Below are 24,761 nucleotides of genomic sequence, written 5' to 3' on the forward strand. Positions count from 1 at the left end.
GTGTTTTTATACAGTATTGCAGGCACTTGCCCGGGCTCGCCTTGCTCTGGCCGTGGTCTCCTCGTGCCATGCGAGCCCGCGCGGCGCTCGCCTTCAGGCTTACTCGCCCGGACTGTACAGGTCGAGCAGTTTCAGCGTCACGCCATTGGTCCAGCCAAAGCCGTCCTGAAGCGGATATTCGCCGCCGCCGCCACCGCCCGTGCCTGCGCCTTCCACGACGTACTTCTCCACCAGCTTCTTCTCAGACGCATAAACGCCTTTCACGTCGGCGAGAAAACGCGTGCCGATCTGTTGCGCGAGCGCGTCCTGACCATAGCGCTTCAAGCCCTGAATGGCGACCCAGTGCAGCGGCGCCCAGCCGTTCGGCGCGTCCCACTGTTGCGTGGTGTTGTAGGTCGTCGTGACGAGGCCGCCCGGTTGCAGCAACGTCGATTGCACCTGCTGCGCGGTCTTTTTCGCGCGATCCGGCCATGCAGCGCCGACGAACAGCGGAAACACCATGGCCGCCGTCTTGTTGTCGCGTGGTTTGCCGAGCTGCCAGTCGTAGTCGCCGTAGTAGCCGTTCGAATTCCACAGGTAGCGGTTGATCCCGAGCGCGCGCTTCGCCGCGCGTGCCGTGAATTCGCCGACACAGCGGAAATCGCGCGTCTCGCCGCAGCCTTTCGCAATGCTGATCTCGAGGTGAAACATCAGGCTGTTCAGATCGACCGGAATGATCGACGTGGTGCGCACCGTCGCGAGCGTCATGTTGTCGCCGAACCAGCGCGAGCTGAAGTCCCAACCGCTTTCGGCGGTGGCGCGAAGTTCGCGGTACACGTCATTCGGATTGCGGCCGGTCGCCTTTTGCGCGGTCTGTATGTCCTCCAGATACGATTCGTCGCGCGGCGTGTCCAGCTCGTCCCAATAGCGGTTCAGGACGGTGCGGTCAGGCATCACCACCACGTTGCGCGTGGCCGAGCCGGCGGGCGTGGAGCTCTCGCCCTGCATCCAGTAGCCGTATTCCTTGCGCAGCGCGGGCAGGTACTTCTGATAGACGCCGTGGCCTTCCACTTTGGCCGCGAGCTCCACCATGTGCGAGAAGAAGGGCGGCTGTGAGCGGTCGAGGTAATACGTGCGATTGCCGTTCGGAATATGGCCGAATTTGTCGATCATGTACGCGAAGTTGTCGAGCATGTTGTCGACCAGGTCTTCGCGGCCCGCTTCCTGCAAGCCGAGCATCGTGAAGTAGGTGTCCCAGTAGTAGCCTTCGCGAAAGCGTCCGCCGGGCACTACGTAGGGCTTCGGCAACGGAATCAGCGAACTGTTAGGCGGCGCGCTCGTGGTCGTGCGCGTGAGAGCGGGCCATAGCCAGTTGATGTGCTCGCGCAGCGTCTGGTTCGCGGGCGGCGTGATCACCGGCTCGCTCGGCGGCGTGAAATACTGGTTCACGAAGTTCGCGAGCGAAAACCCCGGATTGTTCTTCTGCTGCTGATAAAGCTGCACGATGACGGCGGGGGCCGCGTTAGGCGTTGCGTCGACGAAGGTCTTCTGGTCCGGATAGATCTGTGCCGTTTGCACGGCAACGAACAGCTCCCCATAAAGTATGTCCGGTGCGGGCGGCAACGTGCCGCCGACCTGCGTGTCCGCATGACAGAGCGATGAAAGACCAAAGAGGAAGGCAAAGCCCGAAACGGCGGCCGCGCGCTGCAGATACTTCAGGCGGGCGCCGGGAGGCAAAGGCTGCAGTAAACCGTTGGGACAGCCAGGCATGCCGGGCGCGCGGCCGGCACAGTGAATGCTGCGCGCTTGCAATGACACAATCATGTCTCCTCCTGAAGGAATGGACAACAGGATTGGTCTGCCTCTCACACCCTCTCGTTCGATGACCTGCCGTGACCTGCGTTCGGGGCGTGGCTAGCATCGCATAAAAGCGGGCTCGCTTCAAACTATGCTGCGTGAATCGCCAGAGCCTGGCGGGCCTGGCTCTGGCGACGGAGTGCCACAGAGCGGTCCCGTCGAAAAACAATTAATTCGGATGGCGAAGCATTGTGGAAGCGGCGCCGTGGATTGCCGATCTCTGCTGCGACCACGGTGGCCCGCCGCGCACGTACGCAACGCCCCTGTCCTGCGCGACGCGCACGCGCGCTGTTCTTGTGTGCAGGCGAAACTGCGGCCACCGCTCAGATGCCCAGCCAGCGCGCCATCACAGGCATCAGCACCGGAACCACAAAAGCGGTGAACACGCCATTGAGCCCCATGCCAAGCCCGGCGAATGCACCCATCTGCTCGCTCACCTGAAACGCGCGCGCCGTGCCGATGCCATGCGACGCAACGCCGAGTGCGAAGCCGCGCACTTCGGGCTCGGTAATTCGCAACACGTTGAGAATGGCGCGCGCGAACACGGCGCCGAACACGCCCGTCGATATGACGAGCACCGCGGTCAGCGAGGGAATGCCGCCGATTTGCGACGCGACCGCCATCGCAATCGGCGTAGTCGCGGATTTGGGAGCGAGCGACGCGAGCGTCTGATGCGATGCGCCGAACAGCGCCGCCACGCCGATGGCCGAGACGATCGCCGTCAACGAGCCGGCGACCAGCCCGCCCATGAGCGGCAACGCATAGCGGCGCAGCTTCGGCCACTGACGGTAAAGCGGCAACGCGAGTGCAACCGTCGCCGGACCGAGCAGGAAGTGGACGAACTGCGCGCCTTCGAAATACGTTGCGTAGGGCGTGCCGGTGATTTCGAGCACTGCGACCAGCAGCGCGACCGCGATCAGCACCGGATTGGCAAGCGGATTGAAACGCGCCTTCGCATACAGGGCCTGTGCGATCAGATACGCTATCAACGTGATGGTGAGACCGAGCAGCGGACTCGCCGCCAGATAGACCCAGATCGCTCCGAGCTTCGGCAAAGCGGTCATTGTGCGGCCTCCGTGTCGGCGCGATTGTCCGGTCCCCGGTGCTGCTGCCGGCGCATCAACGCACGCGTGACGAGCGCGGCAACGGCAATGGCCAGTGTGGTGCTGACGGCGATCGAAACGATCACGGCAACCGCATCGCCGCGAATGCGGCTCGCCGAGACCATGATGCCGACGCCCGCGGGCACGAAGAGCAACGATAGATGCCGCAGCAATTCGAGCGCGGTGGGCTCGATTGCGTCCGCTGTTTGCGGGCGCATCATCACAAAGCCGAACAGCAGCAGCATGCCGATCACCGGGCCAGGCACCGGTAAGCGGAACACGTAAGACACGCCTTCTCCAAGGCATTGAAAGGTGAGCAGGGCGGCCAGCGCTCCCAGCATGTCGATCTCCAGCACACGAAACGGAACAGCGCGCATTGTGTACCATGCCGGTAGTTTTGTGGATCACGCGAGCCGGTTGCCGCGAACGTCGCGGCGCAAAATGCGCTCGATCGACTACTCCACCGTGGACGACGCCCATGCAAATCCAGCCGTTTCATATCGCCGTGCCTGAGCACGACATCGACGATCTGCGTAGACGGATTCTCGCAACGCGCTGGGCGCCCGCGACGCCGTCGCCCGCATGGCAACAGGGCATGGACGCAGCATGGCTGCGCGAGCTCGCCGCCTATTGGGCCGGGCAGTTCGACTGGCGCGCCGCCGAGCAACGCCTGAACCGGCTGCCGCAGTTCATGGCCGACGTAGAGGGACAGCGCGTGCATTTCGTGCATCGGCGCGGCGTGGGCCCGGCGCCTTATCCGCTTGTCGTCACTCATGGCTGGCCGGGTTCGTTCGTTGAGTTTGAGGCTCTGCTGGAACGGCTGTGCGACCCCGCCGCGTTCGGCGGCGAACCTGCGGATTCGTTCGACGTGGTCGTGCCTTCGCTGCCCGGCTTCGCGTTTTCCGAGGCGCCCGCGCGGCCCGGCATGTCGGCGTTTCAGGTCGCGGATTTATGGGCGTCGCTGATGAACGGCCTCGGTTACCGGCGCTTCGGGTCGCAAGGCGGCGACCTCGGCGCGGGCGTCTCGATTGCACTGGCGGCGCGGCATCCCGAGGTGGTTGAGGGCATTCATTTGAACTTCCTGCCGGGCTCCTACGAGCCCGCCATCGGCGCGACGCAACAAGCGTTGAGCGCGGAAGAAGAGCGCTTTTTGCGCGACAGGAACGAGTGGGCCGCGCTCGAAGGCGGCTACTCGCATCTGCACATGACCAAGCCGCTCACGCTTGCAGCGTCGCTGAACGATTCGCCAGTGGGGCTCGCCGCATGGATCGCTGAAAAATTCCGTGCGTGGAGCGATTGCGATGGCGACGTGGAGCGCGTCTTTTCAAAGGACGAATTGCTGACCAACATCTCGCTTTACTGGTACACGCAGTGCATCGGGCCGGCCATGCAGATGTACTGGGAAAACCGTCTTCAGCCAATGTGTTTCGCCGGAGCGCAACGGGTCGTGCCGCCCGTCGGCTTTGCGCGTTTTCCGAAAGAGATCAGCCATCCGCCGCGCAGTTGGCTCGAACGAACCTTCAATGTGGCGCAGTGGACGGACATGCCAGGCGGTGGCCACTTCGCCGCAATGGAAAAGCCCGACCTGCTGGCGGCCGAGATTCGCAGCTTCTTCAGACCGCTGCGCACGTGACGTGTCTGTCCTGGTGCGTCAGATCGTGCCGCACAGCGCGCGCGGACGACTTTTCAGCGTGCCTGCCAGCAAGGGTAAAGCACTCACGAGCTGCCCGCAGCTCGCCGCACATGCGAGGTTGATCCGCACGCCGTGCTCGATCTCCCAGCGATCCACCGCGAATGCCGACGAGGGCGCCCATGATGCGGCGCGCGGTGTCGTCCTCGATCCATACAGAGGCGATCAGCATCGACATCGGCGCGGGTACCCAGGCCGTCGTGCGCACGGCTTCTGCGCATTCACGCCGATTCACAACATGGGGATTTGTCGACAAGTCCCGCTCGACTCAACCGGTAGCACGACAACGGTCGCCGATTTGCAATCGGCGGTCTTCTTTCGACCTATCACATCCGGCAACAGAAAAATAAAAATTTTTCCGTAGTGAGGCCGGGAAAATCCCATATTTAGAGTATTAACTCGACCAACGAGTTACCTTATTCGAGTTGCATATACAGCGTGGTCGATTAAGAAAGTTTGTGAAAGGAAGTTGACACGATAACGTTTGCCAAACTAGGCTACGCACTGTCGCCAAAACTGATTTCCGTTTATCGCGCTTCCCGAAGAAGCGCGCTGCATGCGCTTTCCCATGGAATCGGCGCGGCGTCGTAAATGCCTTTTCTGAAAGCTTTGTAATACTAGGATCTGCAACTTCAAAAATCAGCCGTTAGTGCTGAGGGTGTAACACGTCCATATATTCTCGCTAGCAGATCGGTGCTGGTGCGGGAGACCTTTTTCGCTGAAAAAAGAGAAACACGGCTGAAGTGACTCAACGCACCTTGTTTATACCGATATTATCAGTCGAGGATTAAAATGCGCATAAATTTCCGATTGCAGATTCAGTGCCTGGCGTTAGCCGGAATAATGGTCATGGCCGGTTGCGGTGGAGGAGACGGCTCCGCTTCCCTCACGAGCAAATCCGCTCAGGCCCCGGCGAGCGCGTCCGATACGCCAGTCGTGCCGGCGAGCGCGGCGGTCGCGGACACGTCGATCGACAAGACCGTGCAGCCGGTCGAATTGCCCAACACGGTAACGCCCGTCAACTACAAGCTGTGGTTCAGGCCCAACCCGGCGCTGTCGTCGTTCGACGGCCGCGCCGACGTGCAGATCAAGGTGCTCAAGGCCGTTAACGCGATCACGATCGCGGGGCATCGCGTCAAGTTCACCAACGGCACAATCATGCTTCAGCCGGGCAACATCGCGCTGATCGCCACGCCGCAGGACGACGGCGACTTCTACCAGTTGCGGCCCGTCAGCGGTCAGATCGCCGCGGGCAACTACTCGCTGCACATGGAGTGGAGCGGCATCATCAACTTCAAGAGCTACGACGACCCGGTGACGAAAACCGGCGGAAGTTGCGGCGACGATCCGTATCCTGGCTGTTCGGCGGCGGAGGGCGTATTCCGCGTCGACCTGAAGGCGACCGACGGTTCGACGAGCGGCGCGATTCTTACCCAGGGCGAGTCGAATCTCGCGCGGCAGTGGTTCCCCGGCTGGGACGAGCCGGCATTCCGGCCGACCTATGAGGTGAGCGCCGAAGTGCCGCAAAACTGGAACGTCGTGTCGAACGCAGCCGAAAAGCCGGCCGTGAACGTTGGCGGCGGCTACAAGCTGGTGTCGTTCGAAAAGACCCCGCCTATGCCTTCGTACCTGCTGTTCTTCGGCGGCGGTCAGTTCGACATTCTCGAAGACGACTTCACGAGTCCGCTGCCCGACGGCAAAGGCCTGCATCTGCGCATTTTCACGCCGCCCGGCATGCGTGACTGGGCCAAGCCCGCCATGCAGCAGACCAAGCAGGCACTCGATTACTACTATCGCTACACGGGCATCCCGTTGCCGCTCACCAAGTTCGACACGATTGCCGCGAACGACGCGTTCAAGGAACAGAAGGACCTGAACTTCGGCGGCATGGAGAACTGGGGCGCGATTCTGGAATTCGCCGACGATATTCTGCCGGCGCCAGGCACGAGCATGTCGGACTATGGCGTGACGGTGCTCACGCACGAGGCGGCGCATCAATGGTTCGGCGATCTCGTTACGCTCGACTGGTGGGACGACGTTTGGCTGAACGAATCGTTTGCCACGTTCTTCGAGAACAAGACGAAAGTGCGCTTCTTCCCGGACCGCTTCAACTGGGTCGACGACGTGAAGAACAAGTACGCGGTCATCAACGCGGACCTGAAGTCCACGGCGTTCCCGGTGCAGCCGAACTTCAATGGCTGGGCGTCCAACGACTTCGTGCTGAGCGCGAGCGCCTTCACGTATGATAAGGGCGGTCACGTGTTGAAGATGCTGGAGAACTATCTCGGCGAAGAGACGATGCGCAAGGGTCTGCAGCAGTATCTGGCGGACTATGCGCTTGGCAACGTCACGCCCAAGCGTCTATGGGACGAGCTCACGAAGGCGAGCGGTCAGCAGATGGGCGCGATTGGCGACAGCTTCGTGCGGCAAACCGGTGTGCCGCTTATCTCGCTCGACACCCAATGCGATCTGACCACGAATCAGACCATCGTGACGCTCAAACAGGCGCCGTTCCCGAACCAGAACCAGTATCCCGGAACGCAATGGACGATTCCGCTCACGCTTGCTTATGGCGACGGACTCACTTCACGCAAGACGGTCGCGATGAAGGACCTGCAAACGCAGGTGCGGCTGAACGGCTGTTCCGCGGTGCTCGCCGATCCGAGCGGCCTTGACTACTACGTGACGAACTACAGCAACAACGCGTGGAGCCAGTTGCTCGCACAAAGCAATGCGCTGACCGACCCGGTTCTGCTGACGAGCCTGCAACTCGAGGCAAAACTGCTGGTTGCTCATGGACTCGCCGACCCGTCGCGTGAAACGAGCATCGGCTCGCTCACCTCGGCCAACACCATGGTGGCCCGTCAACTGCTGAAAGCCCCGGCACCGACGACGCAGTCGCTGCGTCCGACCATCCGCTATCAGGGCAAGCTCCGGCAGAAGGCGCAGACGCAGTAAGACCATTCAGGGACTGGCCGGCGACGGTTGCACGTTGCCGGCCACTCTGGATTTGCGCTGCAAGCAGTAACCTGCGGCCGCTGGGAATAAGAGCCCCGCGGCCGCAGTCATGCCTCACGCACCGTACTAAAGAACGCTGGATGGACCGCCGCTCTGCCGGTGTCCGCCCAGCGCTACGCGAACCTGCGACTGTGGCCCCGCGTTCGGCTTTCGCGATCGCACTTTTGTGCCGAAACCTCTGCGAAATGCGCCAATTATGGCCGCGCCTCGCGACCCCCCGCGGGCGCGAATTGAATTGCTTCGGCCAGCACATTCCTTCTTTTCGTTGCGCGCGCCGCCGCGCGAAATTTGCTCAATCTGGTGGATCACGCAACCAGTTCCTGCGGCCATACCTGCGTTTCAAGCACCCGCCCACCAACACTGTCCAGATCCGCCACGCAGGCGCGCTTATTGCGTAGATTTAGGCCCCTCGCACGTGCGAGGCCTCGTCGCTACACGCGGCGGGCCTTTGCAGCGGGGCTCGCCGACTCGACGCGCCACGAGTTTGTCGCACATGCATGGCCGCCTTGAAGGTTTTACCTGCTTTTGCGGGCTCAAATGCGATCTGCCGAACAGACGTTTGAAGCAGAGCCGGTCGTGTTGTGGCTATCGGATGAGAGAGTTACATTCTTCGGGCAGCGTTTGCATCGACCGTGCAGACTGTGTGAACCGGGCCTGATGGAGCGTCAGACGGAAGAGACGGAAGAATTGCGGAGCGGATGACGATGTACAACGATCCTGACTTGCCTCATGTTGGCGCGGACCGCGACGATGCGGGCCTCGACCTGGGAACTGCGCAGGCAACCGACATGACGCCCCGCTTCGGGCGACTGGCGCTTTGCGTGGCGGCGGCGAGCGCGCTTGCGTTCGGCGTGGTCGGCACCGTCGCTTACGGCGTGTGGTTCAACAGCGATCAGCAGACGTACGCGGAAGCCATTGCCCGCGCGCGCCAGGCGTTGCGCATGCCCGCGCCGAACCATACGGCGGCGATGCTGGCGACCTCGTCGGAGGCAACCAGCAGTTCGCCTGCTACGACCGCGCAGACAGTGCCGGCCACTGCCGCGGCAACTACAGGACCGCTCGTGATGCCGGCGCCCGGTCCTCTCGCACGCAGTCCTGCCGTCGCCACGACTTCACCCGCCGACGCAATCGCGCTGCTCGACTTGCCGGCAATTCCGGCGCAATCGTCGGCGACGACGGTGGACGAGCGGCGCAAGCCATCTACATGGTCCGGTGAGATCTCGCGTCCTCAGGAGGAAGCGGTGCTCGCGGACGACGCCGCCGACGCGCCCTCGAGCGTGGCCGTCGCGCCCGCAATCGCGCCTCGCGCGGCGCAAGCCGCCGCAGGCGCTGCCCCAGCCGCGATGCCTCAGCTTGCATCGACGCGCCCCGCGCGGGAAGCGAAATCCGCCCAGCAGGAGCGGCGTGCGTCGGCCAGCAGTGCGCGGCGCAAAGGCAATCTTTTCACGCGCATGGGTTCCTTCTTTCGACGAGTCAGCTATCGACAACATGGCAGCGGAAGCCAGCAAGACCTCTACTCGCATCCCTGAGCCGCTCTTCGCGTGGCGCCCGGGGCCGCTGCGCGCCAACGGCTGGCGGCTCACGCCCGGACCCGCCACGCTCGCCGTGGCTTCGCTGCTGTGTCTGCTAATCGGCCTGCTGTACCTCGCCTTGCAGATCAGAACGGTATTCTCCGATCAGGTCAAACAGGAATACGCGAGCCTCGTGCTGGAGGCCGTCGAGCAAGCCGGGACGGCACGCGCGCGGGTGGGCGCCTGGGACCAGGTGCCGGGCGCGCACGACGCTGCCGCGAACGGCTATCGCGACGCGCGTGCCGAACTGACGCGCCGCCTCGCGTCGCTCGCGGCGCTGGTGAATGCCAGCCCCGCCGGCGCGCCGCGCATGTCTTCGTCCGTGTTGTTGCCCGATGCCACGCTCGCGGAAATGGACGCGCTGCTCGCCAACGCGTCGTCCTACTGGCATGCGCAGCGCGATGCGCAGAGTGCCGACATCCGCAAACGCATCACGCTTGTCTCGCGCATGCTGATCGCGCTCGCCGCGCTGCTGTTCTGCATGCTCATCACGGCGCTCGGCCTGTACGCCAAGCGCAACCGTCAACTGGCCGGCCAGTCGCACGAATTCGAGCACGCTGCGCTGCACGATCCGATGACCGGCCTCGCGAACCGGCGCAAGCTCGTGACCGAGTTGCACGAGGCGGCAATCCAGGCGTCAGCGGACGCGGGCGCGCGGAAAATGGCGGTGTTGTACGTCGATCTGGACGGCTTCAAGCAGGTCAACGATTCACTTGGTCATCGGGTAGGCGACGAGTTTCTGATCGAAGTCTCGAAGCGCTTTCGCGAATCGGTGCGCAAAGACGACGTGGTTGCACGAATCGGAGGCGATGAATTCGCCGTGCTGGTTCGTCAGTTTTCCGCCCAGGAGGAACTGCGTCACATCGCGCAGCGCCTGATTGGCTGCGTGGCGCGCACCGATAAACAGATGGGGATGGGCATGGTTCGCGCGAGCATCGGCATTGCGAGCTACCCCGATCTGGTGGCTGATTATCGCCGGCTCGTCGCCGCCGCGGACGAAGCAATGTATGAGGTCAAGCGCGGCGGCAAGGACGGCTACGCGTTCGCATCGCCCGCACGGTGAACGGCCGATACGCCGAGTGGCTGGATTATTACGCGCTCCGAACCATTTCCCCGGCTCCCGCGCCGAACGCTTCATCGCGGTGAACCTGGCGCGCTGCCGCGGTGCCCGCGGTTCTCGCACGGCCTGGCGTTTTGCGAACGCGCGTGTCGCGCTGTGCGGGGCGTGCATCGACGAGATCCGCGTACAACGCGAGATAGCTCGAAGTGGACGCTTCCCAGCTCGAATCGCGGCTCATCGCATTGCGCTGCAACGCATGCCACGACGACGGCCGCATAAAAGCGGCCAACGCGCGGCCCAGTGCCTGCACCACATCATAGGTATCTTCGCCGTCGAAAAGGAAACCGGTCGCGCAATCTTCGCCGCGCGCGCAATCCGGCGCATAGTCGACGATGGTGTCCGCAAGGCCGCCGACGCGTGAGGCCACCGGAATCGTGCCGTAACGCATTGCATACAACTGCGTGAGTCCGCACGGCTCGAAGCGGCTGCCGTGCAGCAGAATATCCGCGCCCGCGTGCAGCATGTGTGCCCGCCGTTCGTCGTAACCGATCTGCACGCCGACGCGGCCGGGCCACGCTGCAGCCAGTTCCTGCATCGCATGTTCGAGCGCCCGCTCGCCCTGGCCGAGAATCGCGAACTGCAAACGCGGATGTTGCTCGAGCAATACCGGAAGCGCGCGTATCACCACGTCCGCGAGCTTCTGTTCCGTCAGGCGGCTGCCAATGGCGACAAGCGGCGCAAACGGGTCGCGCGACAAGCCGCACGCCTGTTGCAGTTCGCGCTTGCAGGCCTGCTTGCCCGCCGTGTCGTCGACGGAATAGGGGCGGGCGAGATAGGCGTCGGTGGCCGGATTCCATGCAGACGTGTCGATTCCGTTGACGATGCCCGAGAGCTTCGCCGCCTGCGCTTGCAGCACGCCTTCCATGCCGTGGCCGAAGCGCGGCGTCAGGATTTCGCGTGCATAGCGCTGACTGACAGTCGTCACGCGGTCCGCGTGCACGATCCCCGCCTTCATCATGCTGAGCGATCCGTAGAACTCGATGCTGCGTTCGTCGGTCAGCGCGGGCACCAGCAATTCGGAGGGCACGCCGATCCAGCCGCCCATTGCCAGCGGATGATTGCCCTGGAAGGCAAGATTGTGGATCGTAAATACGCTTTTTGCGGCCACGCCGGCAAGCCGCATATAAAGCGGCGTGAGCCCTGCATGCCAATCGTGCGCGTGCACGATGTCGGGGCGCTTCAGGTTGCGAACGCCGCGCGCCACCCGCGTGGCCGCTGCGGCGAGCGACGCAAAGCGCGTGAGGTTGTCCAGGTAGTCGCGTCCCTGCGGGTCGCGGTACAAACCTTCGCGGGCGAACAGGTGGTCCATTTGCAGCAGCAGCACCGTCACGCCGCTGTCTGGCATGCGCCCGCGCAGCAAGCGCGCGTCGCCGCCCGGCAAGCCGGTCATGCGGGCAACGGGTGCGACGTCGACCGCTTTCTCCAGCGCGGCCGGATAGGCGGGCATCAGGATGGAAACGTCGACGCTTGCATCGCGCAAGGCGCCGGCATAGGCGCTGACCATGTCGCCGAGTCCGCCAGATTTGGCGAGAGGAAGGGCTTCGGAAGCGACAAGTAGAACGTTAAGCGGCAAGATGGCCCCCAGAGGACGTGTTTTGCACTTGTGCAGTGCGGCGGAAACACAGGGCCTAAAAACAGCAAACGGTATGCCTGAGACACAGCTTGCGACCGGCTTGGCGTAAATCGACGTGTTTCAGCGGTAACCATGAGTTACTGCGTCGCGCTTGGGTTTTGGCCGGCAGGCGTTTTTGCACTTGCATGTAGTTTTGACGCGCTGTGTGCGCGCGCGGCAAAGAAAAAGCCGTCGCATTGCGACGGCTTTCAAGCGGCGCGCGCGGCGCTCAAGGCGCCGACGCTTGTGCCTGCTGGACGCGCCCGCCCTGGGTCATCGCACTGACGATCACGAAGACGATCACGTTCACGGCCAGCGCAATAAAGCCGATGTTCACGTCTTTGAGCGCATCGGGCAGGAACGGCATTAATTGCCCGATCGTCAGATGCATCGTGGTGGTAATCGCCACCACCGCTACGCCTGCAAGAATCCCGCAAAACGCGCCTTGCCTCGTCGCCCGATTGTGCGGAAAGAGGCTGCACACCACCGCGGGAAAGAGCTGCGTGACAAAGCTGTAGCCCATCAATAGCAACGCGACGATGGTTTCTCCGCCATGCAGCGTGAACGCCACTGCAACGAGGGCGACAACGGGCACGAGAATGCGCGCGAGGTTCGCGACTGACGCGTCCGATGCATTGCGGTTCACCATGCCGCGGTAGACGTCGTTGGCGAGCAGCGTGGAGGCCGAGGTGAGGATCATCGAGCCCGGCACCAGCGCGGTCAGAATGCCGGCCGCGCCGATCACGCCGACGAACCACGGGTCGAAGGTCTGCAACGACAGGCGGAACAGCGACAGGTCGATATCGCCGCCTTTGAGCCCCGGCACCTTGAGCGTCGCCGCGAAGCCCACGAAGAACACGAACAGCAGGATCAACTGGTAGAGCGGCAGCACGATCGCATTACGGCGGAAAATGCGTTCGTCTTTCGCCGTGAAGATCGAGCCGAACGTATGCGGCCACATGAAAAAGCCAAGCGCCGTGAGCAGCACCGTGGACTGGAACCAGGTCACGCTGGAGCCTTTCGCCGGGAACGTGAGGAAGCCGGGGCGGGCGGCGTCGATCGCACGGAACATCTCGCCGAGGCTGCCGTAGTAATGCAGCGGCAGATAGATGCCGAGGAACAGCACGATCGCGAGAATCAGCAGGTCTTTGACAACCGAGTTCCACGCCGAGCCGCGCACGCCCGACACGATCACATAGGCTGTGACCACAGCGGCGCCGATCCAGATTGCGGCGGTCGACGAAATTGCGCCATACGAAGCCGTGGCTACGATAATGCCCAGTCCCTTCAACTGCAGAACCAGGTAGGGAATGAGCGCCGCGACGCCGACCAGCGCGACGAGCGTACCGAGCGCGGGGCTGTCGTATTTGCGGGTGAAGAAGTGCGGCTGGGACACGAGACGCTGCTGCTTGGCAAAACGCCAGATGGGCGGCAGCATCCAGTACGACAGAATGTAGGCGAGCGTGCCATACGCGAGAATGTAATAGACGGGTGCGCCTTTGCCATATGCAAAACCGCTGCCGCCGAGGAACGTGAACGTGGTGTAGATTTCGCCGGCCATCAGCAGGAACACGAAGGCAGTGCCGAAACTGCGGCCGCCTACGGTCCATTGTTCGAGGCTCATGTCGTGGCCGCGCCTTGCCCGTACGCCCAGGAAAAGCGCAAACAGCGTAATCGCTGCAATGATGACGAGCGCGCTCATGGGCGGACCTCCTCGCTGTCGGCGGCAATCTGCCGGTTCGACGGATCAAGGCGGTAGACAATCGCCATGATGACCGAACTCAGCACCACCCACGCGACAATCCAGCCCAGCACGAACGGCATGCCGAGCACGAGCGGCTCGACGCGGTTCACAAACGGAACGCCAAGCAGAATGCCGATGAACGGCAGCGCGGCGAGTACACGAAGCAACATGGGGCAACTCCTCGAACTGTGAGTACGTCTCGTTGAAAGTGCAGCTTCGCTGGCGACTGTATGCCTGATGCTTGCGTTCCGTAAAGCAGTTCAAAAAACTGTAGGCTGGTTGAAAGTTGCGTGCGCATCGATCGGCGCTCTTTTCTGCCTGCGCCTGTTGCATTGCAATCCGCGAGCTCGACGCCCGGCGCGCGCAGCACCTGTTGAGCGGCCCGGTCCCTTTTTACGGCTTTATATCGCGCCGCGATATGATTCTGGCCAGGCGGGGCGCGCAGGCTGGGAACACGCGGCGCCTCCAGTTCAACTACACGGCGCGGCGCGCTCACCGCATGGCAGTCGGCTTGCCGGAGCGCCGCCCGACACGGATCGCATATGGTCGAAAGTCTGATCGCAGACATTCTGTTTGGCTTCACGGGACTGATCAGCATCATCAACCCGATTGGCGTTGCTTTTGTTTTTCTTGACCGTACCGCTTCTTTGACGACCGAAGAGCGCACGGCCCTCGCGCGGAAGATCGCGATCAATGTCGTCTGCGTGCTGCTGGTGGCGTTTTTCATCGGAACGCCGATTCTGCATTTCTTCGGCATTTCAATGGAGGCGTTGCGAATCGGCGGCGGGCTGGCCGTCGCGGTGGGCGGCTGGCAGATGCTGAATGCGCCCGACACGCAGCCCGCCGAACAGCCGGGCGTCAAGCGTGTGGACGCGGAAAACGCGAAGTCAAGGGCGTTCTTCCCGCTGACCATTCCATTGACTACCGGGCCGGGTTCGATCGCCACCGCCGTTGCGCTGACCGCCAACCGTACCCATAAGCTCTCGGAGTTCGTACTGTCGGGCATTGCGTCGGTCGTGATCTCGCTCGCGGTGGCGCTGACCGTCTACCTGGTCTATAGCCGCTCGGTCGTGTTTGCGCGATACCTCGGCGCAGAAGGCACCAAAGTCGCCATGCGGGTCTCGTCGTTTCTGCTGCTGTGCATTGGCGTGCAGATCATGCTGACCGGCTTCTCCGAATTTCTGATTCCCATCGCGACGATGCAGCCCGCGTCAGGCCGGTGAAGTGCGGCTCGCGCGTCGGGCTGAAGCGCGTGCGCACCTCGCAAGAATCTATTGCGCGAAACGGATAGTGGGTGGGCGGCGCATCGCCTATAGTTCGGCGGCAATGCGTGGAGTTCACCTGCGCCTGCTGTGCCCATACCGCGCCCGAAGAATGCGCATAACAAACGTCACAAGAACGGATGGCGAGACAATGAGACGACATACAAAACTGGTGGCCGCGCTCGCGTTGGCGAGCCCCCTGGCCTATGGCCAAACGAGCGTGACGCTCTATGGCCGCCTCGATGCCGGCATCGAATACATGAATCATATCGACAACGGCACGGGCGCAAGCTCGAGCCGCTGGCGCGCCGAAGGCGGCGACTGGGGCACGAGCATGCTCGGCCTGAAGGGCACCGAGGACCTGGGCGGCGGCCTGAAGGCAATCTTCAACCTGGAAACCGGCTTGCAGGTAATGGACGGCACCACGAGCGGCGGACGGCTCTGGTCACGCCGCGCGTTCGTCGGCCTCAGCAGCCAGCAATGGGGCACGCTGCAAGCGGGCCGCAATCTGTTTATCGACAGCGACGGCGTGTGGGAATTCGACCCGTTCGTGCAGCAGGCGTTTTCCTCGGCGTCGCTTGTGCGCGGGCGGAACTGGCAGCAGACCAGCAACAACGTCGAATATCACAGCCCGGTGTTCTGGGGCTTCGACGTGCAGGCGCAATACGCATTCGGCAACCAGCCCGGTGCCTTCAACAGCGGCGCGAGCGGCGAGTTCGGCCGTTCGGACGGCATCATGCTGACCTATCATTCGCAGCTCTTCGACGTACGCGGCATTTACGACGAACTGCGCGACAGCAATGGGCGTTTCTCGAACATCTTCCAGAGCTCGCGTGAATACTTTGTGGGCGCGAACGTGCATTTCGATGCGGTGAAAATTCAGGGCGCCTATACCCATTACTCCGCGCCGGACTCACCGGCTGGCGTTGCCGATACCGCGGACCACTACTGGCTCGGCGCCACCTACACTGTCCAGCCGCGCTGGGCCGTGACCGCTGGCGGCTACTACGTGAAGGTCGGCGACGGCGCGGGCGACACCGCGCATGACCCTTCCGGTCACGCGATGATGTACGTGCTCGGCACCACTTATAACCTCTCGAAGCGCACCTTCGTTTACGGCACCGTCGGCTACGTGCGCAACAGCGGCAACGCCAATTTCTCACTGCAGGCGTCGCCGCGCGATGCGACGAACAACACGAACCCGCTGGTGGGCGAGTCGCAGACCGGCGCTTACGTCGGCATGCTGCATCAGTTCTGATTCGCGCGGCGCGGATTCACGCGGCGATTGCAACTGCATCCGATCGCGATTGCATCAGATCGGAATTGAGACCGCCGTGTGCGCGCCGACCGTGTATCGCTCCGCTCGAGTTTCGCGCGGGTTGCGCTTCAGTGCCGCGCACGCTGCAGCGCATGCACTGGCGGCGGGGTTGCGGGCGGGTCGCCTTCGGGCGCACCAGGCGGCGCGCCGCCTGGGTCGTCGTCGGGAGCGGGCGGCGGATCCGGATCGATGTTCGGGGCCGGCGGCGCTTCAGGGTCAATCTCCGGTGGCGTCGGCGTGTGCATCACATGCGCCGCTGCGCCGCAAGTGTTTGACAGGGTCATCGTAATCTCCACTTTTTGTGTTCCTGCTGGGTTCTCCTGCGCGCAATGCGCATGCCCTTTGATCCCTCTTTGATCCCTCCATCGCCTTTCGCGTAGCGGCATTCCCATGTGGAACGGCCGTTGCTCCGTTCGATCACGCGCAATGCACATGGCATGGCACGGAAGAGCGTGGGGTGCTTGGTCGAGCACCGGAAATACAGGCACAGGGAAACACGAAATGGCGCGACACAAGGCCGACGTTGCTGACGACGAGTTCGAGATTTTCGCCAGCTATCACGGAACAGGCGACGGCCGTTATGTAGGTGGACTGAAGGTCCTCCGCAAAGCGGACAGGAGGATTCTTTTTCCATTCGACGGTGCGCCGGAGATCGGCCCCTATGAGACCGCCGATGAAGCGCGGCGCGCCGCCATCGAGTACGGCAAGCAGATCGTGGCGGCCGACCGCGCTTCGCCGGAGAAGTGACTGCGGCGCGCGCTCAGCATTGCGAGGCGGCGCGCTCGTGCAGCAACGAGGAACCTCGCTTTGCGCTCAGGGCATACCGCCGAGCGAGGGAGAAATCGTGCTGCCGCGATTGGGATCGTCGGGGTGCTCGTCGGGCACCGTGGGCCGTGCCGACAGAGGCGGATGGTTGCGATAGCAGGCGTCGATGGAATCGTTCACTACGCACTGCGCGAATGCGTCCGCATCGCTCTTTTGCGCGAACGTGTAAAGGGTTCGTTCGACCTGAACTTCCGTATCGGACACGCGAATGGTCGTGACTGACATGAGGCGCTCCTTTTTACAAAGATGAATCCGAAGCTTCAGCGTTGAGCACGCAATGGACGTGCCCAATGAATGTCCGATGCGTGCGGGCAGCACGCTCCTTGAATGCGCGAATGCATGCGTCGTTCATGGATGAAGCAGCTTGTAGGGCGGCGAAGCATGGGTAGTTGTAGGCGTGAACGCGGCTGCTGCCAGACCGCAAAGCGCTGTTAGCCATGGGAGTCGACCGTTGGGGTCCGTATGTTGCTGCGACACAGGCGTAGCCGATAAAAGGAGAGAACCATGCAGCCCGGAATGCAGCCCGAATCGCACGCTGATACAAAGCCCGACACGCGCCCCGATGCACAGCGCGACACCCAAGCGGACTCGCAGTCCGCCACTACCCGCGCGAATAGCAGCGCTGCCGAACCGACCGCTGAAGTGAAGGCGCGCAACCGGCCGAGCGGCACCCATTACGTCGAACCGAGCCCGCTCGGCATCGAGCCGGTCGTGCAGACCGGCGTCGATCAACAGACGAACCCGCCGCGCTCGAACCAGCATCCCGAGCAGACCGCCGAGGTTCCGCTAGGTACAGGCGCGCATGGCGAGCCCGCGGGCGGTGGTGGCCGTGCGTCGCACAAGAACTGACTACGTCGAAACGAACGGAGAGACACATGCAACAGGACAACGAACCCCTGAACCCGGGCGATGAAGCGCCCCCCGACGCACCCGGCGTTGGTGAAGACATTTGCCGCGCCTGCCACGGCACCGGCAAGGTGGAGGGAAAGCAGTGCACCGTGTGCGGCGGCACCGGCAAAGTGCTGCAGGGCATAGGCGGCGGCTGAGCGTTTCGCGTATGCGCGAGCGGTGGCGTGCCTGCGCGGCGCGACGCCCCGCAGCGGGCCTGGTTGCTCTCCAGGAGGGCGCCAGCGTGGCCACTAGCGCGGTCACCGGCGAAGCGACCCGTGCGGCCACAAGCGGTCACCTGCAGGGCCACCAGTCGGGCCTTCAGCGGGGCCGCCAGCGCCGCCGCCAGCCGGGCGGGCGCGCTTTATGCGGCAGTGCAAGATCGCCGGTTGCCGTTTCACGCATGCGGCAGGGCGCCCCACGCACAGGAGCCAGACATGCAGCAGGAATCGAAGCACGCATTCGACGCGATGCAGACCGAGTACGAAGCCTTCATGCTCGAACCGCACGACTGGGTACCGAACAATCGCAAGCTGCCGGTCGTGATTTACCGGCAGGCTGTCGACCCCGCCATCGGCGACGTGGCGGCCGCGTTCGAAGTGCTGTTCGCGCGCAACCAATGGCCGCCGCAATGGCGCGACGGCATTTTCGACTATCACCATTTCCATTCGACTGCGCACGAGGTGCTCGGCGTGAGCGAGGGGTCCGCGGAAGTGATCGTTGGCGGTCCGGGCGGCAAGGTGGTGAGCATCTCCGCTGGGGACGTGCTGCTTTTGCCCGCCGGCACAGGCCATTGCCTGCAATCGTTCCAGGGCCGCTTTCGCGTGGTGGCCGGCTATCCGGCGGGCCAGCAGTGGGACATTCGCCGCGAAGCGCTCACGCCGCAGGAACTCGCGACCATGCAAGCCTTGCCGTTTCCGCGAATGGACCCGGTCGACGGCGAGCACGGCCCGCTATGCGAGCACTGGCTGAACGCGGCCTAGTACCGCGCCCCTTTTGCTGGCATTTCGCTCGACCCCCACACGATGTCACGCTGCGTGCAGAGTTGCGCGCATCGGCGCATTATCGTGAAGGCTTGTCGGGTTGTTCATCTGTTGTGTCCCGCGCACACCGTCTGAATACCGTTGAATACCGTTTTGAGCAGAGCCCTCGCGGCATCGCGCGCGGGCAATGTGGCTGACGGCCGAACAAGGAGTGTCCCATGCAAAACGATCCCGCCCTCGATCAGTTGTGCATCAATACGATCCGCACACTGTCGATGGACGCTGTTCAGAAGGCCAATTCCGGCCACCCAGGCACGCCGATGGCGCTCGCGCCGGTTGCCTACCATCTATGGCAGAACCATCTGCGCTACGACCCCGACGAGCCGCTGTGGCCCAATCGCGACCGCTTCGTGCTGTCGGTCGGGCACGCGTCGATGCTGCTGTATTCGCTGCTGCATCTGGCGAACGTGAAGGTTGTCGACGAAGACGGCAAGCCCACCGGCCAGCCGGCGGTGTCGCTCGCGGATATCGAGCGCTTCCGCCAGATCGACAGCAAGACGCCTGGCCACCCGGAGTACCGGATGACGACGGGTGTCGAAACCACCACGGGCCCGCTCGGCCAGGGCCTCGGCAACAGTGTCGGCATGGCGATGGCGGCGCGCTGGTACGAGAACCGCTTCAACAAGCCGGATGCGCCCCTCTTCGACTATCGCGTCTATGCGCTGTGCGGCGACGGCGACATGATGGAAGGCATCTCGCACGAAGCCGCCTCGCTTGCGGGGCATCTGAAGCTCTCGAACCTGATCTGGATCTACGACAGCAATCGCGTGACCATCGAAGGGCACACGGATCTCGCCTATAGCGACGACGTGGAGAGCCGCTTTCGCGGCTACCGCTGGCACACGCTGCATGTAGACGACGCGAACGACGCGGCCGCGCTCGAAGCAGCGCTGGTCGAGGCTAAGAGCGTGACGGACAGGCCGACGCTGATCGTCGTCAACAGCATCATCGGCTGGGGTGCGCCGAACAAGCAGGACACCGCCGCAGCACACGGCGAAGCGCTCGGTGTGGAGGAAGTGGCGCTCACCAAGAAGTTCTACGGCTGGCCCGAAGACAAATTTTTCTACGTGCCCGACGGCGTGCACGAGCGCTTTGCCGCCGGCATCGGCGCGCGCGGCAAGGCGGCCCGCGAAGAATGGCAGGCCAGGTACGACGCCTATAGCAAGCAGTATCCGGAACTGTCGCGCGAATTCGCGCTGATTGAAGCGCACGACTTGCCGGTGGGCTGGGACAACGACATTCCCACTTTCGACGCGGACCCGAAAGGCATGGCCTCGCGCGACTCGTCGGGCAAGGTGCTGAACGCCATTGCCGCGCGCGTGCCCTGGATAATCGGCGGCGCGGCGGATCTCGCACCGTCCACGAAAACGAACCTGAAATTCGAGGGCGCGGGCAGCTTCGAATACGACAACTACGGTGGCCGCAATCTGCATTTCGGCATTCGCGAACACGGCATGGGTGCGGTGGTCAACGGTCTCGCGTTGTCGAACCTGCGGCCCTTCGGCTCGACGTTCCTGATTTTCAGCGACTACATGAAGCCACCCATTCGTCTGTCGGCGATCATGGAGGTCGAGGCGATCTACGTGTTCACGCACGATTCGATCGGTGTCGGCGAAGACGGGCCGACGCATCAGCCGATCGAGCAGCTCGCGTCGCTGCGCGGTGTGCCCGGGCTCACGGTGCTGCGTCCGGGCGATGCGAACGAGGTGGCGCAAGCATGGCGCGTCGCGCTCACGCAAAAGCGCCGTCCTGCGTGCATCGTCGTGTCGCGGCAGCCGCTGCCTACGTTGGACCGCAGCCGCTATGCATCCGCCGAAGGCGTGAAGAAGGGCGCCTATGTGCTCGCCGACGCACCCGACGGACAGAAGCCGCAAGTCATTCTGCTCGCCACCGGCAGCGAGCTTTCGATCTGCGTCGACGCGTACGAGAAGCTGAAGGCCGAAGGCATTGCGGCGCGCGTGGTGTCCATGCCTTCATGGGATCTGTTCGAACGGCAGGACGAAGCGTATCGCGACACCGTGTTGCCGCCCGACATCGACGCGCGCGTGGCCGTCGAACAGGCCGCGTCGCTCGGCTGGGACCGCTACGTCGGCAGGCAAGGCGCCCAGGTGGTAATGCACACGTTCGGCGCTTCCGCGCCGCTTGCCGATCTGCAGAAGAAATTCGGCTTCACGCCCGAGCACGTGTACGAAGCAGCGAAGCAGCAGATTGCGCGTGTGCAGGCCAAGGGCGCCGGCCAGTAAGGCGCCCCGTGCCACATTGATCGCGTCGTTCAGTTCGCCGGGATCGTCACGACAGGTGCCTTGTTGCTCGTGTCGGCCTCGGCGAGCGCCATCAGGTTCTGCACGACCGTGAATGCGTATTTCGAGTCGAAGTCGTTGCGCTCCACCCAGTAGGCCGACGCTCCATACGGAATCGTCACGTACGCATTGTCGGGCGCCGTCTTGCCGGAGTGAACGATGATGGTCGGCCTCGTCTCGCCGCCGATCAGGCCCACGGTCGGCTTCGTCGAACCGTCGCTGATACGTTCGGTCGGCACCTGCACCTGCGCGCCGAGATCGGTCAGAATGCCGAGCACCGAGCGCGTCACCATCGGTATCTTGTCGGCCTTGTGCCACGCGGACGAAGGCCCGTACACGATTTCGTAGCTGCGCGTGTTCGATGAAAGATGCAGCAGCTTGCGCACGCGCGCGACATCGGCGCTGATTTGCGGCGAGTCGCCGCTGGTGGTGGCGCCCATGACGAGAAACACGCTCATCTGGTCGTTTTTCTCGCCCACCTTGCGCGACTCCACGTTCAGCTCGCCCGCGAGTTGCAAGCGCCGCAATGCGCGCAGCAATTCGAAAAAGCCCGGGGCGCCGGCGCTGTTTTCTCCGCCGAGCGCGTTGCCGTTCTGCAAGCCGCCCACGGATTGCGCGGTAATGCGCAGCAGCAGGTCGATCGGAATGCCGCCCTCGGCGAGCGGCAGCACGAGCGCGGGCGCGAGCGGCCGGATATAGGCGGAGGCGAACGCTTCGCCGGTAGTCGGCGTGAAAGTAAAGGTGGGATGGTTCGAATACGACACGCTGCCGGTGGCAAGCGCATAGTTGGGCTGGCTGCCGGAGCCTGCGTTGGCGGTCGCGCCGCCGCTCGCATCGAACGTATAGGCCGCAATGATGTTGCTGACGGTCAGAAAGGCGGGCGCATCGCCATAGCGCAGGCCTACCACGGCTGCGAGAATCTCGCGCTTTTTCGCGTCGCCGAGTGCGCGAGCGTAATCGACCTGATCGGCTTTCAGGCGCGAAGGTCCGACATGCACGCAGGCAGAAGAAAGACAGGCCGCGCAGAGCGCGGCGGCGAGCGAAGCGGTTCTGATCATCGTGAAGAGGGCCGGGAGGCTAATCCGCTGAAGATTGAGTCGTCTGCACGGCGGTAGCACGGTGCATTCCCGCTTCAGCGGCGAGTGCGTAGCTCGTGCCAGGTCTCGCGCTTGACTACTCGCGCGAAGTCCCGCTCCCGCTCGGCGCCGACTCGCGGAGCGCATCGTCGAGCGTATTGCGGTACGTGCGCGATTCCATTTCCGCGAGACGGCTCAGTGTCCTCGACAGATCATGCGCACCTTCGAGGCCGCGCAATGCAGCGTGAACCGGCTGATCCGACGCAATGAAGAGCGCACGCTTGCGATCGTAAAGAATATCGACGAGCCACACGAGCCGCTGCAGCGTGTGCGACCGGCTCAGCCACGCGGTGTGCACGTTGTCGACAATGAAGCCGTGCCAGCGCTCGGCGAGGTCCAGGTAGTCCAGATGCGAGCGGCTCTGCACGCACAGCGCTTCGAAGTCGGCCCACAGCATGGCCGCACCCACGGCGCGCGCAATCAGCGGACGGCCCGCGGCGCTGACCTTGGTCGCTTGCAGCGCGCCGCTGCTCTCATGGCGCAGGAAGACGTCACGCAGGGCGTTGCTGGTTGCTGCGTCGAGCGGCGAGAAAAAGCGCGGCGAAGGATGCGCCTCGCCGCCGAAACGATAGTCGCGCGCGCCGTCGAAATGAATCACGCAAAAATGCTGTTTGATCTGCTCGATGGTGGGCACGAAACGCTCATGAAACTCCGGGTCGGAAAGCAGGCTGTCCGGCGCATAGTTCGATGTCAGCATGATGCGCGTGCCGAGTTTGATAGCCGTGTCGAGAAAACGGCCCATCAGAAAAGCATCGGCAATATCATGCACGTGGAATTCGTCGAAGCACAACAGCTCGATACCGTCGAGCCATTGTCTGGACACCGAGCCGAGCCGGTCGTCGCCGCGCGGTTCGTTCACGAGGCGCTGATTCATCTCGCGCAGAAATTCGTGAAAGTGCAGCCGCCGCTTGCGGCCTTCCGCCAGGTCGAACACGGTATCGACCACGAGGCTCTTGCCGCGTCCCGGCAGTCCGTGGCAATAAACGCCCTGATAGCGCGGGTAGCGCGGGTTACTGCCGCCGCGAGGCGTAACGAACAGTGCGACGAGCGCCGCGATTGCAGCGCGTTGCCTGGCATCGGGAACGAGACCGCGCTCGGCGAGTTTGCCTGCGACCAGCGCTTCGTCAAGCATACGTTGCGGCCCTATGCAGACAGTGGTTGACGCGTGTGCGCTGAACGGTGCTCATTGTGCGGTCCTGTTGCGTGCCGCAGGGCGGACACGATGCGCGCCATGTTACCGCAGGCGTTTGCAACCGCGCGCCATCGGCCGCGCCTGGGACCTGCCAGCGGCGTGCGCCGGTGGCACGGCTCAGCCGGTCTTGATGGGCTGCTTCGGCGCGCCTTGTGGCTCGAGCCCGAAGCGCTCATATTGCGCGATCACCTGCGCACCGAACAGCAGCAATGTCGCAAGCCACTCCAGGCTGAACAGAATGACGATCGCCATGGTGAGCGACCCGTAGACCACGCTGACTTGGGAAAGCGTGGCGAAGTACCACACCAGCACGTGCCGCGTGATCTCCCACAACACGGCGGCGACAATGCCGCCAAACAGCGCGTGTTTGATGGATGGCCGCCCGACCGGCATCACCATATAGATCGACGTCAACACGAAAATCTCGCCTGCCAGGCCGAGCAGGTACAGCAGCACGCGCGAAGGGCCCTGCAGCGAAACATACGTGCCGAAGAAGTCGAAGCCTTCTGCGCCTACCGCCTCGAGTCCGCTCGACACGACGGTAACAATGAGCGCCCCGACGCCGAGAAACAGGATGTAGCAATATGGCAGCAGCGCGGAAAGCAGGAAGTGGCGCCGCCTGATGGCCACGCGATGAACGAAGATCAGCGACATCGCGTTTTCCAGCACCGTGAAGGCAAGCGAACTGAAGAACAGCATCGTGACAAACAGCACCCAGCCGATCACCGCGCGATGGGCGAGAAAATTGGCCAATTCATGCACGAGCGCGCGCGACTGGCCAGGCACGAGCCACTGCAAGAGGTGCCCCAGGGCGGGCAGCAAAACATGCTGCGGCACGACGCGCGACAGTGCAATGACGATCAGTATCATCAGCGGCACGATGGAAAGCAGCGCGTAATAGGCGACCGCGCCGGCGAGCAGCAGCCCCTGGTTCGCGCGGAAAGCCTTCAACGTTTCGAGCGTGAAGCGGCCGGGATGTTGTGCGACGTAACGCGTGCGCCGATCGATGATGAAGTGCATGGGGCCTCGCCACGCGCGGGTCGCGGGCCGCCGGCGGGCGGCGCATACCTACGCGCTTTACATCCGGGGCAAGCAAGAATGCC

Annotated in this window: 22 protein-coding genes and 1 pseudogene; 11 read left to right on the forward strand and 12 right to left on the reverse strand. The window is 63.4% G+C overall.

Going from position 1 to position 24,761, the window contains the following annotated elements:
- Positions 1–99: 99 nt before the first annotated feature.
- From treA to F757_RS0107480, 3 genes are all read right to left on the reverse strand, one after another.
- Complete coding sequence (gene treA / locus F757_RS0107470; RefSeq protein WP_027210870.1) at positions 100–1,803, reverse strand: alpha,alpha-trehalase TreA; 1,704 nt, start codon at positions 1,801–1,803, stop codon at positions 100–102.
- A gap of 356 nt (positions 1,804–2,159) precedes the next feature.
- Positions 2,160–2,900, reverse strand: a complete 741-nt coding sequence (locus F757_RS0107475; RefSeq protein WP_027210871.1) for an LrgB family protein — start codon at positions 2,898–2,900, stop codon at positions 2,160–2,162.
- On the reverse strand, positions 2,897–3,280 hold the full coding sequence (locus F757_RS0107480) for a CidA/LrgA family protein (RefSeq protein WP_027210872.1): 384 nt from the start codon (positions 3,278–3,280) through the stop codon (positions 2,897–2,899). Before F757_RS0107480 ends, F757_RS0107475 begins: the two co-directional genes overlap by 4 nt.
- A 137-nt stretch (positions 3,281–3,417) precedes the next feature.
- On the opposite strand from F757_RS0107480, the gene F757_RS0107485 reads away from it, so the two are divergent.
- Positions 3,418–4,572 (forward strand): epoxide hydrolase family protein, encoded by a 1,155-nt coding sequence (locus tag F757_RS0107485; protein WP_027210873.1) that lies wholly within the window; start codon positions 3,418–3,420, stop codon positions 4,570–4,572.
- A gap of 18 nt (positions 4,573–4,590) precedes the next feature.
- On the opposite strand, the pseudogene F757_RS36485 reads toward F757_RS0107485, so the two are convergent.
- Positions 4,591–4,849 (reverse strand): annotated as a pseudogene (locus tag F757_RS36485) (PLP-dependent aminotransferase family protein); the annotation flags it as partial.
- A 572-nt stretch (positions 4,850–5,421) separates the two neighbouring features.
- Between F757_RS36485 and F757_RS0107495 the strand changes: the two are divergent.
- The 3 genes from F757_RS0107495 to F757_RS0107505 all read left to right on the forward strand — a co-directional run bounded on the left by F757_RS0107495 (position 5,422) and on the right by F757_RS0107505 (position 10,281).
- Positions 5,422–7,587, forward strand: a complete 2,166-nt coding sequence (locus F757_RS0107495) for a M1 family metallopeptidase (protein ID WP_027210874.1) — start codon at positions 5,422–5,424, stop codon at positions 7,585–7,587.
- A gap of 764 nt (positions 7,588–8,351) precedes the next feature.
- The gene (locus F757_RS0107500) at positions 8,352–9,176 is read left to right on the forward strand and encodes a hypothetical protein (protein WP_027210875.1); all 825 of its coding nucleotides are present in this window, start codon (positions 8,352–8,354) and stop codon (positions 9,174–9,176) included.
- The gene (locus tag F757_RS0107505) at positions 9,136–10,281 is read left to right on the forward strand and encodes a GGDEF domain-containing protein (protein WP_027210876.1); all 1,146 of its coding nucleotides are present in this window, start codon (positions 9,136–9,138) and stop codon (positions 10,279–10,281) included. The genes F757_RS0107500 and F757_RS0107505 overlap by 41 nt, the downstream gene beginning before the upstream one ends.
- A 28-nt stretch (positions 10,282–10,309) precedes the next feature.
- Here the strand turns inward: F757_RS0107505 and glgA are convergent, their stop codons facing one another.
- The 3 genes from glgA to F757_RS0107520 all read right to left on the reverse strand — a co-directional run bounded on the left by glgA (position 10,310) and on the right by F757_RS0107520 (position 13,864).
- Positions 10,310–11,911, reverse strand: coding sequence for a glycogen synthase GlgA (glgA, locus tag F757_RS0107510; RefSeq protein ID WP_027210877.1), 1,602 nt, complete (start codon positions 11,909–11,911; stop codon positions 10,310–10,312).
- 268 nt (positions 11,912–12,179) lie between these two features.
- Positions 12,180–13,652, reverse strand: a complete 1,473-nt coding sequence (locus tag F757_RS0107515; RefSeq protein WP_027210878.1) for a sodium:solute symporter family protein — start codon at positions 13,650–13,652, stop codon at positions 12,180–12,182.
- Complete coding sequence (locus tag F757_RS0107520) at positions 13,649–13,864, reverse strand: DUF3311 domain-containing protein (protein WP_027210879.1); 216 nt, start codon at positions 13,862–13,864, stop codon at positions 13,649–13,651. The genes F757_RS0107515 and F757_RS0107520 overlap by 4 nt, the downstream gene beginning before the upstream one ends.
- Positions 13,865–14,236: 372 nt before the next feature.
- On the opposite strand from F757_RS0107520, the gene F757_RS0107525 reads away from it, so the two are divergent.
- Positions 14,237–14,917, forward strand: coding sequence for a MarC family protein (locus tag F757_RS0107525; protein WP_027210880.1), 681 nt, complete (start codon positions 14,237–14,239; stop codon positions 14,915–14,917).
- A 190-nt stretch (positions 14,918–15,107) separates the two neighbouring features.
- Positions 15,108–16,214, forward strand: a complete 1,107-nt coding sequence (locus F757_RS0107530) for a porin (protein ID WP_035466458.1) — start codon at positions 15,108–15,110, stop codon at positions 16,212–16,214.
- Positions 16,215–16,342: 128 nt separating this feature from the next.
- Here the strand turns inward: F757_RS0107530 and F757_RS0107535 are convergent, their stop codons facing one another.
- The gene (locus F757_RS0107535; RefSeq protein ID WP_027210882.1) at positions 16,343–16,558 is read right to left on the reverse strand and encodes a hypothetical protein; all 216 of its coding nucleotides are present in this window, start codon (positions 16,556–16,558) and stop codon (positions 16,343–16,345) included.
- A gap of 217 nt (positions 16,559–16,775) precedes the next feature.
- On the opposite strand from F757_RS0107535, the gene F757_RS0107540 reads away from it, so the two are divergent.
- Positions 16,776–17,021: a DUF6723 family protein gene (locus F757_RS0107540; protein ID WP_013341193.1), complete on the forward strand. Its 246-nt coding sequence runs from the start codon at positions 16,776–16,778 to the stop codon at positions 17,019–17,021.
- Between the two features lie 66 nt (positions 17,022–17,087).
- Here F757_RS0107540 and F757_RS0107545 read toward each other — a convergent pair whose 3' ends face one another.
- On the reverse strand, positions 17,088–17,324 hold the full coding sequence (locus tag F757_RS0107545; RefSeq protein ID WP_027210883.1) for a hypothetical protein: 237 nt from the start codon (positions 17,322–17,324) through the stop codon (positions 17,088–17,090).
- 279 nt (positions 17,325–17,603) lie between these two features.
- On the opposite strand from F757_RS0107545, the gene F757_RS0107550 reads away from it, so the two are divergent.
- From F757_RS0107550 to tkt, 4 genes are all read left to right on the forward strand, one after another.
- Positions 17,604–17,948 (forward strand): hypothetical protein, encoded by a 345-nt coding sequence (locus tag F757_RS0107550; protein ID WP_156923553.1) that lies wholly within the window; start codon positions 17,604–17,606, stop codon positions 17,946–17,948.
- A 26-nt stretch (positions 17,949–17,974) separates the two neighbouring features.
- Positions 17,975–18,145: a hypothetical protein gene (locus F757_RS36095; RefSeq protein ID WP_006047046.1), complete on the forward strand. Its 171-nt coding sequence runs from the start codon at positions 17,975–17,977 to the stop codon at positions 18,143–18,145.
- 279 nt (positions 18,146–18,424) lie between these two features.
- Complete coding sequence (locus F757_RS0107560; protein WP_027210885.1) at positions 18,425–18,970, forward strand: cupin domain-containing protein; 546 nt, start codon at positions 18,425–18,427, stop codon at positions 18,968–18,970.
- 218 nt (positions 18,971–19,188) lie between these two features.
- Entirely contained in the window at positions 19,189–21,273 is a 2,085-nt protein-coding gene (tkt, locus tag F757_RS0107565; RefSeq protein WP_027210886.1) for a transketolase, read from the forward strand.
- A gap of 29 nt (positions 21,274–21,302) precedes the next feature.
- On the opposite strand, the gene F757_RS0107570 is transcribed toward tkt, so the two are convergent.
- From F757_RS0107570 to F757_RS0107580, 3 genes are all read right to left on the reverse strand, one after another.
- Positions 21,303–22,388, reverse strand: a complete 1,086-nt coding sequence (locus F757_RS0107570; protein WP_027210887.1) for a hypothetical protein — start codon at positions 22,386–22,388, stop codon at positions 21,303–21,305.
- A gap of 115 nt (positions 22,389–22,503) precedes the next feature.
- Positions 22,504–23,598 carry a cell division protein ZapE gene (gene zapE, locus F757_RS0107575; protein WP_027210888.1) on the reverse strand — a complete coding sequence of 365 codons (1,095 nt, stop codon included), beginning with the start codon at positions 23,596–23,598 and terminating at the stop codon, positions 22,504–22,506.
- Between the two features lie 177 nt (positions 23,599–23,775).
- Positions 23,776–24,678 (reverse strand): YihY/virulence factor BrkB family protein, encoded by a 903-nt coding sequence (locus F757_RS0107580; RefSeq protein ID WP_027210889.1) that lies wholly within the window; start codon positions 24,676–24,678, stop codon positions 23,776–23,778.
- Between the last annotated feature and the right edge of the window lie 83 nt (positions 24,679–24,761).

Origin of the sequence: Burkholderia sp. WSM2232 (assembly GCF_000472545.1) — a bacterium.
In the GTDB taxonomy this organism is placed as follows: domain Bacteria; phylum Pseudomonadota; class Gammaproteobacteria; order Burkholderiales; family Burkholderiaceae; genus Paraburkholderia.

Bases quoted from the DNA above. Each gene is read 5' to 3' on its own strand.
- F757_RS0107495 (WP_027210874.1), top strand. From the start codon at position 5,422: ATGCGCATAAATTTCCGATTGCAGATTCAGTGCCTGGCGTTAGCCGGA.
- F757_RS36095 (WP_006047046.1), top strand. From the start codon at position 17,975: ATGCAACAGGACAACGAACCCCTGAACCCGGGCGATGAAGCGCCCCCC.
- F757_RS0107475 (WP_027210871.1), bottom strand. From the start codon at position 2,900: ATGACCGCTTTGCCGAAGCTCGGAGCGATCTGGGTCTATCTGGCGGCG.
- F757_RS0107580 (WP_027210889.1), bottom strand. From the start codon at position 24,678: ATGCACTTCATCATCGATCGGCGCACGCGTTACGTCGCACAACATCCC.
- tkt (WP_027210886.1), top strand. From the start codon at position 19,189: ATGCAAAACGATCCCGCCCTCGATCAGTTGTGCATCAATACGATCCGC.
- treA (WP_027210870.1), bottom strand. From the start codon at position 1,803: ATGATTGTGTCATTGCAAGCGCGCAGCATTCACTGTGCCGGCCGCGCG.
- F757_RS0107545 (WP_027210883.1), bottom strand. From the start codon at position 17,324: ATGTCAGTCACGACCATTCGCGTGTCCGATACGGAAGTTCAGGTCGAA.
- F757_RS0107505 (WP_027210876.1), top strand. From the start codon at position 9,136: ATGGCAGCGGAAGCCAGCAAGACCTCTACTCGCATCCCTGAGCCGCTC.
- F757_RS0107550 (WP_156923553.1), top strand. From the start codon at position 17,604: ATGCAGCCCGGAATGCAGCCCGAATCGCACGCTGATACAAAGCCCGAC.
- F757_RS0107530 (WP_035466458.1), top strand. From the start codon at position 15,108: ATGAGACGACATACAAAACTGGTGGCCGCGCTCGCGTTGGCGAGCCCC.
- F757_RS0107540 (WP_013341193.1), top strand. From the start codon at position 16,776: ATGGCGCGACACAAGGCCGACGTTGCTGACGACGAGTTCGAGATTTTC.
- zapE (WP_027210888.1), bottom strand. From the start codon at position 23,598: ATGCTTGACGAAGCGCTGGTCGCAGGCAAACTCGCCGAGCGCGGTCTC.
- F757_RS0107560 (WP_027210885.1), top strand. From the start codon at position 18,425: ATGCAGCAGGAATCGAAGCACGCATTCGACGCGATGCAGACCGAGTAC.
- F757_RS0107515 (WP_027210878.1), bottom strand. From the start codon at position 13,652: ATGAGCGCGCTCGTCATCATTGCAGCGATTACGCTGTTTGCGCTTTTC.
- F757_RS0107525 (WP_027210880.1), top strand. From the start codon at position 14,237: ATGGTCGAAAGTCTGATCGCAGACATTCTGTTTGGCTTCACGGGACTG.
- F757_RS0107570 (WP_027210887.1), bottom strand. From the start codon at position 22,388: ATGATCAGAACCGCTTCGCTCGCCGCCGCGCTCTGCGCGGCCTGTCTT.
- F757_RS0107520 (WP_027210879.1), bottom strand. From the start codon at position 13,864: ATGTTGCTTCGTGTACTCGCCGCGCTGCCGTTCATCGGCATTCTGCTT.
- F757_RS0107480 (WP_027210872.1), bottom strand. From the start codon at position 3,280: ATGCTGGGAGCGCTGGCCGCCCTGCTCACCTTTCAATGCCTTGGAGAA.
- F757_RS0107500 (WP_027210875.1), top strand. From the start codon at position 8,352: ATGTACAACGATCCTGACTTGCCTCATGTTGGCGCGGACCGCGACGAT.
- F757_RS0107485 (WP_027210873.1), top strand. From the start codon at position 3,418: ATGCAAATCCAGCCGTTTCATATCGCCGTGCCTGAGCACGACATCGAC.
- F757_RS0107535 (WP_027210882.1), bottom strand. From the start codon at position 16,558: ATGACCCTGTCAAACACTTGCGGCGCAGCGGCGCATGTGATGCACACG.